The 14175-nt window shown below is 67.2% G+C and carries 16 protein-coding genes; 9 read left to right on the top strand and 7 right to left on the bottom strand.

Annotated elements, in window-relative coordinates; all coding sequences use genetic code 11:
- Positions 1 to 53 precede the first annotated feature (53 nt).
- Complete coding sequence (locus tag QZM72_RS28105; protein WP_006478198.1) at positions 54 to 686, bottom strand: TetR family transcriptional regulator; 633 nt, start codon at positions 684 to 686, stop codon at positions 54 to 56.
- Positions 687 to 948: 262 nt separating this feature from the next.
- On the opposite strand from QZM72_RS28105, the gene rsxB reads away from it, so the two are divergent.
- Positions 949 to 1866 carry an electron transport complex subunit RsxB gene (gene rsxB / locus QZM72_RS28100; RefSeq protein WP_301739723.1) on the top strand — a complete coding sequence of 306 codons (918 nt, stop codon included), beginning with the start codon at positions 949 to 951 and terminating at the stop codon, positions 1864 to 1866.
- The gene (nth, locus tag QZM72_RS28095; RefSeq protein ID WP_089468082.1) at positions 1863 to 2507 is read left to right on the top strand and encodes an endonuclease III; all 645 of its coding nucleotides are present in this window, start codon (positions 1863 to 1865) and stop codon (positions 2505 to 2507) included. Before rsxB ends, nth begins: the two co-directional genes overlap by 4 nt.
- Before the next feature lie 103 nt (positions 2508 to 2610).
- Here nth and QZM72_RS28090 read toward each other — a convergent pair whose 3' ends face one another.
- Positions 2611 to 3540: a DMT family transporter gene (locus tag QZM72_RS28090; protein ID WP_089468083.1), complete on the bottom strand. Its 930-nt coding sequence runs from the start codon at positions 3538 to 3540 to the stop codon at positions 2611 to 2613.
- A gap of 250 nt (positions 3541 to 3790) precedes the next feature.
- Here QZM72_RS28090 and QZM72_RS28085 point away from each other — a divergent pair, with 250 nt between their 5' ends.
- Entirely contained in the window at positions 3791 to 4225 is a 435-nt protein-coding gene (locus QZM72_RS28085) for a DUF1841 family protein (RefSeq protein WP_006490655.1), read from the top strand.
- A 107-nt stretch (positions 4226 to 4332) separates the two neighbouring features.
- Here the strand turns inward: QZM72_RS28085 and QZM72_RS28080 are convergent, their stop codons facing one another.
- A complete protein-coding gene (locus QZM72_RS28080) occupies positions 4333 to 4692 on the bottom strand; it encodes a c-type cytochrome (RefSeq protein WP_301739722.1) in 360 nt (119 codons plus the stop codon).
- Positions 4693 to 4732: 40 nt separating this feature from the next.
- Positions 4733 to 5092 (bottom strand): c-type cytochrome, encoded by a 360-nt coding sequence (locus tag QZM72_RS28075; RefSeq protein WP_043189035.1) that lies wholly within the window; start codon positions 5090 to 5092, stop codon positions 4733 to 4735.
- A gap of 255 nt (positions 5093 to 5347) precedes the next feature.
- Between QZM72_RS28075 and QZM72_RS28070 the strand changes: the two genes are divergently transcribed.
- From QZM72_RS28070 to QZM72_RS28050, 5 genes are all read left to right on the top strand, one after another.
- Positions 5348 to 6190 carry a MoxR family ATPase gene (locus QZM72_RS28070; protein WP_089468257.1) on the top strand — a complete coding sequence of 281 codons (843 nt, stop codon included), beginning with the start codon at positions 5348 to 5350 and terminating at the stop codon, positions 6188 to 6190.
- 21 nt (positions 6191 to 6211) lie between these two features.
- Positions 6212 to 7387, top strand: a complete 1176-nt coding sequence (locus QZM72_RS28065) for a VWA domain-containing protein (protein ID WP_050018108.1) — start codon at positions 6212 to 6214, stop codon at positions 7385 to 7387.
- Positions 7388 to 7442: 55 nt separating this feature from the next.
- Positions 7443 to 8654: a benzoate/H(+) symporter BenE family transporter gene (locus tag QZM72_RS28060; protein ID WP_301739721.1), complete on the top strand. Its 1212-nt coding sequence runs from the start codon at positions 7443 to 7445 to the stop codon at positions 8652 to 8654.
- Between the two features lie 168 nt (positions 8655 to 8822).
- The gene (tal, locus tag QZM72_RS28055; protein ID WP_089468258.1) at positions 8823 to 9776 is read left to right on the top strand and encodes a transaldolase; all 954 of its coding nucleotides are present in this window, start codon (positions 8823 to 8825) and stop codon (positions 9774 to 9776) included.
- A gap of 241 nt (positions 9777 to 10017) precedes the next feature.
- Positions 10018 to 10473 (top strand): VOC family protein, encoded by a 456-nt coding sequence (locus tag QZM72_RS28050; RefSeq protein WP_301739720.1) that lies wholly within the window; start codon positions 10018 to 10020, stop codon positions 10471 to 10473.
- 89 nt (positions 10474 to 10562) lie between these two features.
- On the opposite strand, the gene mctP is transcribed toward QZM72_RS28050, so the two are convergent.
- The 3 genes from mctP to QZM72_RS28035 form a co-directional block, all read right to left on the bottom strand.
- The gene (gene mctP / locus QZM72_RS28045; protein WP_301739719.1) at positions 10563 to 12113 is read right to left on the bottom strand and encodes a monocarboxylate uptake permease MctP; all 1551 of its coding nucleotides are present in this window, start codon (positions 12111 to 12113) and stop codon (positions 10563 to 10565) included.
- Positions 12110 to 12352, bottom strand: a complete 243-nt coding sequence (locus tag QZM72_RS28040; protein WP_301739718.1) for a DUF3311 domain-containing protein — start codon at positions 12350 to 12352, stop codon at positions 12110 to 12112. The genes mctP and QZM72_RS28040 overlap by 4 nt, the downstream gene beginning before the upstream one ends.
- Before the next feature lie 198 nt (positions 12353 to 12550).
- Positions 12551 to 13468 (bottom strand): spermidine synthase, encoded by a 918-nt coding sequence (locus tag QZM72_RS28035; RefSeq protein ID WP_301739717.1) that lies wholly within the window; start codon positions 13466 to 13468, stop codon positions 12551 to 12553.
- Positions 13469 to 13649: 181 nt separating this feature from the next.
- On the opposite strand from QZM72_RS28035, the gene QZM72_RS28030 reads away from it, so the two are divergent.
- Positions 13650 to 14045, top strand: coding sequence for a nucleotidyltransferase domain-containing protein (locus tag QZM72_RS28030; RefSeq protein WP_301739716.1), 396 nt, complete (start codon positions 13650 to 13652; stop codon positions 14043 to 14045).
- Positions 14046 to 14175: the final 130 nt, after the last annotated feature.

Raw genomic sequence — 14175 nt, 5'->3', positions numbered from 1 at the left:
TTATCCGGCCGCGGCCGCGAACGGGCGGCTCATCGGCTCGCCCACTCGTTGCGTCAGCGCCGCAGCAGATACGCGAGCAGCACCTCGGTGTTCATCCGGACCATCTCCGCGCGCTCGTCGGTGTCGGTGAAATCGCGGCCGAGCGTCGCGGCGAGCGTGAAGCGGTTCGACACGATGTAGTAGCCGAGCCCCGACAGCGTCACGTAGAAGCGCAGCGGATCGACGTCGCCGCGGAACAGCCCGGCCTTCTGGCCGCGCATCAGCACGTTGCCGAGCTTCGCGACGATCGGCGACATCATCTCGCGGATCCGCGTCGACTTGTGCAGATAGCGCGCCTCGTGCAGGTTCTCGTTGTTGATGAGCCGGAGCAGCTCCGGATGGTCGCGGTAGTAGTCCCACACGAAATGCGCGAGCCGCGTGACGGCTTCGACCGGCGCGACGCCGTCGAGATCCAGCACCCGCTCGGCCTCCGTCAGCGCGGAGAACGCGTGTTCGAGCACCGCCGTGAAGAGCTGCTCCTTGCTGCCGAAGTAGTAATAGAGCATGCGCTCGTTCGTTTCGGCCCGGCGCGCGATCTGATCGACGCGCGCGCCGAACAGCCCTCCATTCGCGAACTCTTCGGCTGCCGCCATCAGGATGCGGCGCCGCGTGCCTTCAGGATCTCTTTTGATTTTTGGCTGATTCATGGTGGCGCTTTGCTATGTGAGCCGCTTGATTCGGACCGGCACCCCACCGCCTCGGCGCCGGCCGCCCTGGAACGGGCGCGCCGCGGGCGGCCGCCCTCCTGCTGAGCCCCTGCAAAAAAGCGGTTCGATTATGCGCATAGACGGCGTCCGGCGCAATGCGGGAAATCGGCGATAATCGAGCTTTGGCAAACCTTTCCGGCCGAGCCCGACGCGGCCGAGAGCCATTCGGCGCCGCTGCGCCTGTTGTCAGCCTGTTGTCACCGTGACCGATTCCAAAACACTCGCGGATCGCATCGAAGATCTGCTTCCCCAGACGCAATGCACGAAGTGCGGCTATAACGGCTGCCGTCCGTACGCCGAGGCGATCGCCGCCGGCGACGCGAACTACAACCAGTGCCCGCCCGGCGGCGCCGAAGGCATCGCCCGCCTCGCGAGCCTGCTCGGCAAGCCGGTGATTCCGCTGAATCCCGTCAACGGCAGCGAGCATCCGCGCGCGATCGCGTTCATCGACGAAAACCTGTGCATCGGCTGCACGCTGTGCATGCAGGCGTGCCCGGTCGACGCGATCGTCGGCGCGCCGAAGCAGATGCACACTATCGTGGCGTCGCTGTGCACGGGCTGCGACCTGTGCGTGCCGCCGTGCCCGGTCGACTGCATCGCGATGCTGCCGGTGACCGGCGATCGCACCGGCTGGGATGCGTGGTCGCAGGAACAGGCCGACGCCGCGCGCGAACGCCACGACCTGCGGCTCGCGCGCCAGCGCCGCGAACGCGAGGCCGCCGAAGCACGCGCCGCCGCCCGCCGCGCGGCCAGTACCGCGAAGTCGGCCGCGGAGCCCTCGGCCGCGCAGCCCGGTTCGCAGCCGGGCGCGCCGGCCGCCGCTCCGGCCGACGACGCCGAAGCGAAGAAACGCGCGATCATCGCCGCCGCGCTCGAACGCGCGCGCAAGAAAAAGGAAGAACTGTCCGGGCAAGGCGCCGGGCCGAAGAACACGGAAGGCGTGAGCGCGGCCGTCCAGGCACAGATCGACGCGGCCGAGGCACGCCGCAAGCGGCTCGCCGAACAGCAGGCGCGGCGCGACGCCGAAACGGCGGCCGCGAGCGGCAGCGACGAACCGAACGACACAGACAACGACGAACCGGGCGGCCCGCCCGCGCCGCCCGACCAGAACGCTCCATGAACGCCAGCAAACGACGCGCGATCTACGAAACGCTGCAGAGCCTCAATCCGCATCCGACCACCGAGCTCGAATACTCGACGCCGTTCGAGCTGCTGATCGCCGTGATGCTGTCCGCGCAGGCCACCGACGTGTCGGTCAACAAGGCGATGCGGAAAATGTTCCCGGTCGCGAACACCCCGCGACAAATCGTCGCGCTCGGCGAGGAAGGCGTCACCGAGTACATCAAGACGATCGGCCTGTATCGCACCAAGGCGAAGAACGTGGTCGCGACGTGCCGGATCCTGCTCGAGCGCTACGACGGCGAGGTGCCGGCCGATCGCGAAGCGCTCGAAGGCTTGCCGGGCGTCGGCCGCAAGACCGCGAACGTCGTGCTGAACACCGCGTTCGGCCAGCCGACGATCGCGGTCGACACGCATATCTTCCGCGTCGCGAATCGCACCGGCCTCGCGCCGGGCAAGGACGTGCGGGCCGTCGAGGCCGCGCTCGAGAAGTTCACGCCGAAGGAATTCCTGCAGGATGCGCATCACTGGCTGATCCTGCACGGGCGCTACGTATGCAAGGCCCGCCGGCCGGAATGCTGGCACTGCGCGATCGAGCCGCTGTGCGAGTTCCGGCCGAAGACGCCGCCGCCCCAAGAGTGAGCGTCCGCCGCGGCTGACGTATCCACGCACCGCGCCGGCCGCTCGGGCCGCGCGCGACAACCGGCCGGCCCCGCTGCGGCGCCAGCCGCGCGCCCCTTCCCGCCTACGCGTTGGACGTCGCCGTCGCGTCGTCGGCGGCTGCGCCACCCGCGCGCACGAGCGCCAGCACGGCCGCCAGGATCGCGACGCCGCCGGCCCACTGCAGCGGCGACAACGCTTCCCCGAACAGCAGCGCCGCGAGCGCGACCGTCACGACCGGTTCGAGCGTCGACAGCATCGACGTGCGCGCGGCCCCCAGCCGTTCGAGCCCGGAGAAGAACGCGAGCATGGCCGCGACCGTCGACACGAGCGCGATCGCGAGCATCGACGCCCAGCCGCCGGCCGTGGCCGGCCAGCGCGGCGGCGCGCCGAACGCCGCCGTTCGCACGACCGCGATCGCGACGAGCGTCGCGGTGGCCGACAGGCAGATGATCGCGGTGGTCGCGAGCGGATCGACGCCGCGCGTCGCCTTCGTGCCGCCGACGATGTACAGCGAGTAGATCACCGCGGCGGCCAGCGCGAGCGCGATCCCGAGCGGCTCGCCGTGCCCGCCGCCGACCATCAGCGCCGAGCCCGCGACGCACAGCACCAGCGCGACGGCCTTGGCGCGCGTGAGGCGCTCGCCGAGCCACCACGCGGCCAGCAGCGTGACGAACGCCGGATACAGGTACAGCAGCAGCGCGACGAGGCTCGCCTGCGCGTGCTGCAGCGCGCTGAAATAGCAGAACGATTGCCCGACGTAGCCGAGCGCGCCCATCGCCACCAGCGGCGCGAGCGAGCGCCCGCGCGGCCACGCGACGCGGCGGTGCCGCGCGATCGCCGCGAGCACCGCGCCGCCGATCGCGAAGCGCACGATCAGCAGCCCGAGCACGTCGACGCCGGCCGCATACGCATAGCGGCCGAAAATCGCCATCGCGCCGAACGCGGCGGCGGACAACGCGACGTAGAGCGCGCCCTGCAGGGCGGCGGACGATGAGCGGACGGTGGCGGTCATGATGAAAGATGAAAGCGCGCGAGCAAGGCTGCCGTGACGGGAATCGTCGGAGTGTAGCGGCGCGGAGGCGGCGAGCCTAGCCCCCGCTTACCCGTTGCGCGGCGAGCGGCTGCAACGACCCTCGCCGTGCCGCCTGCCCGCCTCCCGCCAGCAACGGCCGGGACCGGGGCCGTCGCCAGCGCCGCCGGCCGCGCCGGCGTACAATGCGCGACGCGGCATGACGCCGCCCGAATCACGACGTTTCCCCACCATGTTCAATCCAAGCCGCGACGACGTGCGTCGCTTTTTCACCGAGACCTGGCGCAAGCAGCGCGCGGGCGAGATCCTGACGCCGCTGGAAGCGATCGCAGCCGACTGGATCGTCGAGCATCCCGAGTACCACGACGAACTGGCCGACGCCGACGGCGCGGCGGCGCGCAACTACACGCCCGAGGAAGGCCGGACCAACCCGTTCCTGCACCTGTCGATGCACCTCGCGATCAGCGAGCAGCTGTCGATCGACCAGCCGCCCGGGATCCGCGCCGCGCACGACAAGCTGGCCGCGAAGCTCGACTCGACCCACGACGCGCAGCACGCGATCATGGAATGCCTCGGCGAGACGATCTGGGAAGCGCAGCGCACGAACACGCCGCCCGATACCGACGCTTACCTGCAGCGCATCCTGCGCCGCGCGTCGCGCGACTGAGCGCCCCGGCCGGCACATCGGCCGGCGCGGAGGCTGCGGAGCGGACAAAAAAATACCCCGCCGAGGCGGGGTATCTTCGCCGCGCGAGCCCGTGAGGCCCGTCGCGCTTACTTCTTGAACACGAGGTTGGTTTCCTTCAGCGACTCGATGTAGGACGCGATGTCCTTCATGTCGCTGACCGACAGGTTCTGGACCTGCGCCTGCATGATCGCGTTGTTGCGGCCGAGCAGCGGGTTCGTCAGCCCCATCTGGTACTGGCGCATCGCCCACACGAGATAGTCGGCGTGCTGCCCGGCGAGGCGCGGGTACTCCGCGTTGATCGGGTTGTTCAGCTGCGCGCCGTGGCAGGCCGCGCAGTTGTGCGATTCGACCAGTTCCTTGCCCTTCGAGATATCCGCTGCATGCGCGGTACCGATCGCGAGGCCAGCCGCCAGTGCCACCGCCGCCGTCTTGAATGCGTTGTTCATGAATGCTCCTGTCCCGCCGGAGAGATCGGCGGCGCGCGCTTTACTTGTAGGGGTTGTCCTTCGAGTCGGCCTTCTGGGCGGCGTAGTACGCCGACAGATCCGCGATGTCCTGGTCGGTCAGCGACCCGGCGATCGCGTTCATCGACGGGAAGTGACGATCCTTCTTGCGGTAGGCCTTCAGCGCGTTCTCGAGGTATTGCTGGTTCTGGCCGCCGAGGACAGGCACCCGGTAGACCTCCGGGTACGCCGCGCGGTAGTCCTGGATGCCGTGGCAACCGATGCACATGGCGGCCTTGCTCGCCCCGTCCTTCGGGTTGCCGACCACACCGGCCGCCTGCGCGCTGCCCGCGAGCGCCACGAGCGCTGCGACAACGACGTGTTTGCCGACGAATTTGTTCATAGCTCTTGTAACCTAGCTTGAGGGGAAACTGGCGCCGAAGCGGCAACGGCCCGCGCCGTTTTGCTTGTCGGTCGCCACGCAGGCCAAAAAAAACGGCCAGATTGTACCGCGTCGGCAGGGAATGCGTCCATACGGCGCCCCGGCAGGCCCCGCCACAGCCCCGCCACAGCCCCGCAACGATACGCGGGCGCGGCCCGCCCGGACAGCCCTTCTGACTTATACTGGGTTTTTTTCCCGTTGAAGAAGAGCGCCGCCATGCGTTTCGAAGGGTCCTCGCAGTACGTCGCCACCGACGATCTGAAGCTCGCGGTCAATGCCGCGCTGACGCTGCAACGCCCGCTGCTGATCAAGGGCGAGCCCGGCACCGGCAAGACCATGCTCGCCGAGGAAGTGGCCGCCGCGCTCGGCATGCCGCTGCTGCAGTGGCACATCAAGTCGACCACCAAGGCGCAGCAGGGTCTGTACGAATACGACGCCGTGTCGCGGCTGCGCGATTCGCAGCTCGGCGACGCACGCGTGAAGGACATCGCGAACTACATCGTCAAGGGCGTGCTGTGGCAGGCGTTCGACGCCGAGCAACCGAGCGTGCTGCTGATCGACGAGATCGACAAGGCCGACATCGAATTCCCGAACGACCTGCTGCGCGAGCTCGACCGGATGGAGTTCCACGTGTACGAGACGCGCGAGACCATTCGCGCGAAGCACCGTCCGCTCGTCATCATCACGTCGAACAACGAGAAGGAGCTGCCCGACGCGTTCCTGCGCCGCTGCTTCTTCCACTACATCCAGTTTCCCGATCCGTCGACGATGCAGAAGATCGTCGCGGTGCACTTCCCGAACATCCGCGAGGAACTGCTGCGCGCGGCGCTCGAGAGCTTCTTCGAATTGCGCGGCGTGTCGGGCCTGAAGAAGAAGCCGTCGACGTCCGAGCTGCTCGACTGGCTGAAGCTGCTGCTCGCCGAAAACATCCCGGCCGACGCGCTGCGCGGCGCGGACGCGAAGCAGGTCGTGCCGCCGCTCGCCGGCGCGCTGCTGAAGAACGAGCAGGATCTGAGCCTGCTCGAACGGCTCGTCTACATGAACCGGCACAACCGGTAATCCACCCGCGAAGGCCCGGCCATGCTGCTCAATTTCTTCTACGCGCTGCGCGCAGCCAAGCTGCCCGTCTCGGTGAAGGAATACCTGACGCTGCTCGAATCGCTGAAGGCCGGGCTGATCTCGCCGTCGATCGATGCGTTCTACTTCCTCGCACGGATGACGCTCGTCAAGGACGAGCAGTACTTCGACAAGTTCGACCAGGCGTTCGGCGCGTATTTCCACGGCGTATCCGCGTTGCCGTCCGAGGCGTTCGACATCCCGCTCGACTGGCTCGAGAAGCGCCTCGAGCGCGAGCTGTCGCCCGAGGAGAAGGCGCAGATCGAAGCGATGGGCGGGCTCGACAAGCTGATGGAGCGTTTGAAGGCGCTGCTCGACGAGCAGAAGGAACGCCACGAAGGCGGCAACAAGTGGATCGGCACGGGCGGCACGTCGCCGTTCGGGCACGGCGGCTATAACCCGGAAGGCGTGCGCATCGGCGGCCCGTCGAACGGCAACCGCACCGCGGTGAAGGTGTGGGAAGCGCGTGCGTACCGCGACTACGACGATTCGGTCGAGATCGGCACGCGCAACATCAAGGTCGCGCTGCGGCGGCTGCGCCGCTTCGCGCGCGAAGGCGCGGCCGAGGAGCTCGACCTGCCCGGCACGATCCGCAGCACGGCCGCGAACGCCGGCTGGCTCGACCTGCGGATGGTGCCCGAGCGCCACAACAACGTGAAGGTGCTGATGCTGCTCGACGTCGGCGGCTCGATGGACGACCACATCAAGCGCACCGAAGAGTTGTTCTCCGCGGCGAAAGCCGAATTCAAGCACCTCGAATTCTTCTACTTCCACAACTGCGTGTACGACCACCTGTGGAAGAACAACCGCCGCCGCCACTCGGAGCGCACCGCGACGTGGGACGTGCTGCACAAGTTCACGCCCGACTACAAGCTGATCTTCGTCGGCGACGCGACGATGAGCCCGTACGAAGTGCTGCAGCCCGGCGGCTCGGTCGAATACAACAACCCGGAAGCCGGCGCCGTCTGGCTGCGCCGCCTCGCCGACCAGTTCCCCCACCATGCATGGCTGAATCCCGAGCCCGAGCGGCTATGGGAATACCGGCAGTCGGTCGCGATCATCCGCGACGTGCTCGGCCAGCGCATGTATCCGCTCACGCTCGCGGGCCTCGAAACCGCGATGCGCGCACTCAGCAAGTAACGACACCCACCCGCAGATACCCAGGCCGCGTCCGAGCGGCCGCCCCGGAGAGAGCATGAACCCTTCGCCCCCCGCGAGCGCCAGCCGCGCCGGCGGCCGCCGCTTTTTTGCCGATATGTCGGTGTCCACGCTCGTGGCCGGCTTCGTCGCGATGATGACCGGCTACACGAGCTCGCTCGTGCTGATGTTCCAGGCCGGCCGCGCCGCCCACCTCACCGACGCGCAGATCTCGTCGTGGATCTGGGCGCTGTCGATCGGCATGGCGCTGACGACCATCGGCCTGTCGCTGCGCTTTCGCGCGCCGGTGGTCGTCGCATGGTCGACGCCCGGCGCCGCGCTGCTGGTGGCGTCGCTGCCCGGCGTGCCCTACCCGGAGGCGATCGGCGCGTTCGTCGTATGCGCGCTGCTGCTGACGGCCGTCGGCATGAGCGGGCTGTTCGACACGCTGATGAAGCGCATTCCGGCCGGCATCGCGGCCGCGTTGCTCGCGGGCATCCTGTTCGAGATCGGCATCGAGATATTCCACGCCGCGCAGTTCCAGACCGCGCTCGTGCTCGCGATGTTCTTCACCTACCTGATCGTCAAGCGGCTCGCGCCGCGCTATGCGATTCCGACGACGCTGATCGTCGGCACGGCGGTGGCCGGCAGCCTGGGGCTGCTCGACTTCAGCCGCTTCCACGTCGCGCTCGCGCAACCCGTGTTCACGATGCCCGCGTTCTCGATCGCGTCGATCGTCAGCATCGGCATTCCGCTGTTCGTCGTCGCGATGGCGTCGCAGAACGTGCCGGGCATCGCGGTGCTGCGCGCGGACGGCTATCAGACGCCTTCTTCGCCGCTGATCGCGACGACCGGCCTCGCGTCGCTGCTGCTCGCGCCGTTCGGCTCGCACGGCGTGAACCTCGCGGCGATCACGGCCGCGATCTGCACGGGCCCCGAAGCGCACGAGGATCGCGCGAAGCGCTACACGGCCGCCGTGTGGTGCGGCACCTTCTACCTGATCGCCGGCATCTTCGGCGCGACGATCGCCGCGTTGTTCGCCGCGCTGCCGAAGGCGCTCGTCGTGTCGGTGGCGGCGCTCGCACTGTTCGGCTCGATCATGAGCGGGCTCGCGAACGCGATGCAGGACGTGAAGCAGCGCGAAGCGGCGCTCGTCACGTTCATGGTCACGGCTTCGGGCCTCACGCTGCTGTCGATCGGCCCGGCGTTCTGGGGGCTCGTCGCGGGCGTCGTCACGCAGGTGATCCTGAACGCGCGGCGCCCCGCGTGACGCGGCTCGCCGCCCACCGCGGCGCGCGCCGGACGCGCCAAAACGTGCTCGACACGAATCGGGCCTAAAATGATGGATCGGAAGCGGCGCCCGGCGCCGCTTCGCTTCGCCGCCGCGTTCGCGCGGCCCGTGAGAACCCGGCGCCCCGCGCTCTTCTTCCGAATCGCCATGACTACCGCACTCGACCAGCTGAAGCAGTACACGACCGTCGTCGCCGACACGGGCGACTTCCAGCAGCTTGCGCAATACAAGCCGCAGGACGCGACCACGAACCCGTCGCTGATCCTGAAGGCAGTCCAGAAGGATGCGTACAAGCCGATCCTCGAGAAAACCGTCCGCGATCATCGCAACGAAAGCACCGATTTCATCATCGACCGCCTGCTGATCGCGTTCGGCACCGAAATTCTGAAACTGATCCCGGGCCGCGTGTCGACGGAGGTCGACGCACGCCTGTCGTTCGACACGCAGCGCTCGATCGACAAGGGCCGCGAGCTCATCAAGCTGTACGAAGCCGCCGGCGTCGGCCGCGAGCGCATCCTGATCAAGCTCGCGTCGACGTGGGAAGGCATCCGCGCGGCCGAAGTGCTGCAGAAGGAAGGGATCAAGTGCAACATGACCCTGCTTTTCTCGCTCGTGCAGGCCGCCGCGTGCGCGGAAGCCGGCGCGCAACTGATCTCGCCGTTCGTCGGCCGCATCTACGATTGGTACAAGAAGCAGGCCGGCGCGGAATGGGACGAAGCGCGCGACGGCGGCGCGAACGATCCGGGCGTGCAATCGGTGCGCCGCATCTACACGTACTACAAGACCTTCGGCTACAAGACCGAAGTGATGGGCGCGAGCTTCCGTACGACCAGCCAGATCACCGAGCTCGCCGGTTGTGACCTGCTAACGATCAGTCCCGATTTGCTGCAGAAGCTCCAGGAGAGCAACGACACGGTCGCGCGCAAGCTGTCGCCGGAAACGCTGCAGGACAAGCCGGCCGAGCGCGTCGCGATCGACGAGGCATCGTTCCGCTTCCAGCTGAACGACGAAGCGATGGCGACCGAAAAGCTCGCCGAAGGCATCCGCGTGTTCGCCGCCGACGCGGTGAAGCTCGAGAAGCTGATCGACGCGCTGCGCTGAATCGCGCCGCGCGTCAGCGGCTGTCAGCAAGACTGACAACAGGCGTCAGCATACGCGCCGAAAACGGCTGCGAACTTCGTGTTCGCAGCCGTTTTATTTTTCATTCCATCGTCAAGCGCGCGCACTACAATCCACGTCACGGGTGCGCCGGCCGCCTCCCGATGCGCCCTTTCCCCAGTCAATCTTGCACGACGCCACGCCAGCGCCGACGCGCCGGCCCGGCTCATCCCAGGAGACAGCGATGCAAGTTCAACCGTACCTGACGTTCTACGGTCGTGCCGACGAAGCCCTTCAGTTCTACGAAAAGGCACTCGGCGCAAAGACGATGTTCAAGATGCACTTCAAGGATGCCCCGCCGAACCCCGATTACCCGATGTCGCCGGAGATGGCCGACAAGGTGATGCACGCGAGCTTCACGATCGGCGAGTCGATGATCATGTGCTCGGACGGGGACTGCAGCCAGCCGGCCGGCGCCGCGCACGCCGGCTATTCGCTGTCGCTGAACCCGGCGACGGTCGACGAAGGCCGGAAGCTGTTCGATGCGCTCGCCGACGGCGGCGAAGTGACGATGCCGTTCGGCAAGACGTTCTGGGCGCTCGGTTTCGGGATGGCGAAGGACCGTTTCGGCGTGCACTGGATGGTCAACGTCGAGGATCTGTCGCAGCGCGAGGATCTCGCGAAACGCGCGCGGGGCTGACGCAAGAACGAACGCCCGCCACCTCACGGTGGCGGGCGTTTTCGTTGCCGCGCGACCCGTGCGCGGCACCCCGCCGCGCACGGCCCGTATCAGCCCTCGACGACGTCGAGATAATCCTCCGGCCGCGTGCGATCCTCCGCGTGCGTCATGCCTATCGCGCGCACCAGCACGCTCACCACCACCGACACCACCAGGTTCACGACCAGCGACCACACCGCCGCGTAGCCGGGAATCGCGAGGCCGAACAGGTGGATCGTGAAGATCGAACTCGCCAGCTTCAGCGACACAGCCATCCACGTGCCGCAGACGATGCCGGCCGCCCAGCCGGCCAGCAGGCCGCGATGGTCGAGCACGCGCGTGTACAGGCCGAGCACGATCGCCGGCAGCGTCTGGATGATCCAGATCCCGCCGAGCAGTTGCAGCTGGATCGCGTAGGTCAGCGGCAGCCCGAGGATGAACGCCACCGCGCCGACCTTCACGATCAGCGACACGAGCTTCGCGACGTGCGTCTCCTGGTCGTGCGACATGTTGCGGTTCACGAACTCGCGGTGGATGTTGCGCGTGTACAGGTTCGCGGCGGCGATCGACATGATCGCCGCCGGCACCAGCGCGCCGATGCCGATCGCCGCGAACGCGACGCCGACGAACCACGACGGGAAGTACTCGAGGAACAGCGCGGGCACCGCGAAGTTCGGGCCGAACGCCTTGAAGTACGGCGCGTACTGCGGCATGTCCTTCACGCCGGAGGCGAGCGCCATGTAGCCGAGCAGCGCGAGCAGGCCGAGCACGAACGAGTACGCGGGCAGCATCGCCATGTTGCGGCGGATCGAGTTGCCCGACGACGACGACAGGATCGCCGTGACCGAGTGCGGATACAGGAACAGCGCGAGCGCCGAGCCGATCGCGAGCGTCGCGTATGCGCTGTAGCCGTTCAGGCTCGCCGCGTCGGGCGCCTTCAGCAGCAGCTTCGCGGGCGGCACCGCGGAGAAGATGTGCCCGAAGCCGCCGAGCTTCGCGGGGATCACGATGACCGCGGCGGCGATCGTGATGTAGATCAGCACGTCCTTCACGATCGCGATCATCGCGGGCGCACGCAGCCCCGACGTGTACGTGTAGGCGGCGAGGATCGCGAACGCGATGATCAGCGGCAGATCGCCGACGAAGCCGGTCGTGTCGAAGCCGAGCGCGCCGATCACCACCTCGATGCCGACGAGCTGCAGCGCGATGTACGGCATCGTCGCGAGGATGCCCGTCACCGCGATCGCCAGCGCGAGCATCCGGCTGCCGTAGCGCGCGTTGACGAAATCGGCGGCCGTCACGTAGCCGTGCCGCTTCGCGATGCTCCACAGCTTCGGGAACACGACGAACGCGAACGGATAGATCAGGATCGTGTACGGCAGCGCGAAGAAGCCCATCGCGCCGGCGCCGAACACGAGCGCGGGCACCGCGACGAACGTATAGGCCGTGTAGAGATCGCCGCCGAGCAGGAACCACGTGACGATCGTGCCGAAGCGGCGGCCGCCGAGGCCCCATTCGTCGAGGTGGGCAAGATCGCCGCGCCGCCAGTTCGCGGCCAGGAAACCGATGATCGTCACGCCGATGAACAGCAGGACGAAGACGAAGGTCGCACCGAGATTCATCGCGCACCTCCTTGCGTGCCGCCCGCCTTCCACGCGTTCTTGGTCTTGAAATACACGAACGCGGTGATCACCGCGCTGATGAAGACCCACAGCAACTGGTACCAGTAGAAAAACGGAAAACCGAGCCATTGCGGTTCGATCTTGCTGTACGACGGCACCCAGACCATCGCGATCAGCGGCAGCACCAGCAGCCAGAGCCAGCGCTTGGCAGCCCGGTTGGCGTCGGCATCGTGAGCCATGACGTCTCCTCTTCTATCCCGGTTATCGATCTTGTTGAGCGGGTACGGCGCCGGGAGGAGCGGCAAAACGGGTAGGCTGCGGCTCCCCTAGCTTCGCGCCAGTATAGGAGCCGCGAGCACGCGGTCAAGCAGGGGCGAACCCGAGGTGATCCGCCCCTTGTCGCGTGGTGGCGCCGGCATGCGGCCGGCGCAGGCGCGTCAGATTGCGAACGAGGATTCGCGTGCGCCGGTCGTGGCTTTCAAAGCTTTCACCCACTTGCGCGCGGGCAGCTTCAGCGTGTCCTCGATCAGCTTCGCGCGGGCGTCGAGCTGCGCGAACGGCACGTCGAGCGCGGGGCCCGAGAACGCGATCGCGATCCGGTTGCCGTCGTGCACTTCGGGCAGCGCGATCACGCGGTGGTCGAACGCCGCGTTCAGGTGCTTCATGTTGCGCACGAAGCTCGGATGATCGCCGAACAGGTTGATCGTCGCGATGCCGGCATCGGCCAGGCAGCCGCGCACCGCGCGGTAGAACGCGACGCTGTCGAGCACGGGGCCGCGCGCGGTCGCGTCGTACAGGTCGATCTGGATCGCGCCGGTCGTGCCGCGGTTGGCCGGGTCATTGACGAAATCCCATGCGTCGGCTTCGTGCACGACGAGGCGCCCGTCGTCGGGCGGCAGCGCGAACATCGTGCGCGCGGCGACGATCACGGCCGGGTTCAGCTCGACCGCCTCGACCTTCGCGTGCGGCAGGAAACGATGCGAGAACTTGGTCAGCGCACCGGTGCCGAGCCCGAGCTGGACGATCCGCCCCGGCGTTTCGAGGAACAGCAGCCATGCCATCATCTGCTGCGCGTATTCGAGCTCGATATGCAGCGGCTTCGAGATCCGCATCGCGCCCTGCACCCATTCGGTGCCGAAGTGCAGGAAGCGCACGCCGCCTTCCTCGGAGAACGTAACGGGCGCGAAGCGCGGCTTGCGCGGCGCCTCGAGCACCGGCACGTCGTCGTGTTCGTCGATGTCCGGGCGGCGCTTCACGCGCGGCGGCTGGAGTTTTTCGGAGCCGTTGTAGGCGGACGCCTTGCGTTGCTTGAACGCGCGCGCCTCGGCGGACGCGCGCTTGATCAGTCGGGTCATGATGGTCGAATCTCGCTGGGTGATGCTGGATGACGCTGGATGAGCGGACGAGAGGATAGCATTGGTGGGGGGCCGGGCCGCCGGTGGCGAAGGCGCTCGGTCGACTGGCCATTCGGGTGACTGGCAGGCCACATGGGCGCGCGGGATGATGTATCGCAATTGCGATGCAAACGAGGCCACGATGAAAACCGCGACTTTTCCGTCTGTGCGGGTCGAACCGGAATTGCGCGATGCTGCCGGGAATGTCCTTCAGGAACGCGAAGCGCCGTCACCGCTGACCTCGGAGATACAACTCGCACAACTCGCCTTTGTATACGGTTCGGTTGCCCAAGGCAGCGACCACGCCGGTAGCGACGTCGATGTCATGTTGGTCAGCGAGACGCTCAGCTATCGACAAATCACGGCCGCACTCGAATCGGCCGAAAGACGGCTCGGCCGCTCGGTCCGGATCACACAATACACTCACGAGGAATTTCTCGAACGGAAACGCAAAAGTCATCCGTTCCTCGCGGAAGTGCTGCGCCAGTCGAAGCTGATGATTATAGGAGCCGAGGACGCCATTGACCGCATTGGATAACCTGGACCTATCCGTGATTTCGTGGGCGAGGCATATCATGAGGTGTAAAAGTCATGGATATGCCAATGAAGAAGAAACGGCAAACTGTAGCGCGTCAGGCGGCGGCTCGCGGGCCGCTGCCTGAACTGCC

The organism is Burkholderia sp. AU45388 (assembly GCF_030481585.1).
Lineage (GTDB): Bacteria > Pseudomonadota > Gammaproteobacteria > Burkholderiales > Burkholderiaceae > Burkholderia > Burkholderia sola.
The sequence above is the reverse complement of the archived record's forward strand: the minus strand, read 5'-3'. Positions and strand labels throughout refer to the sequence as shown.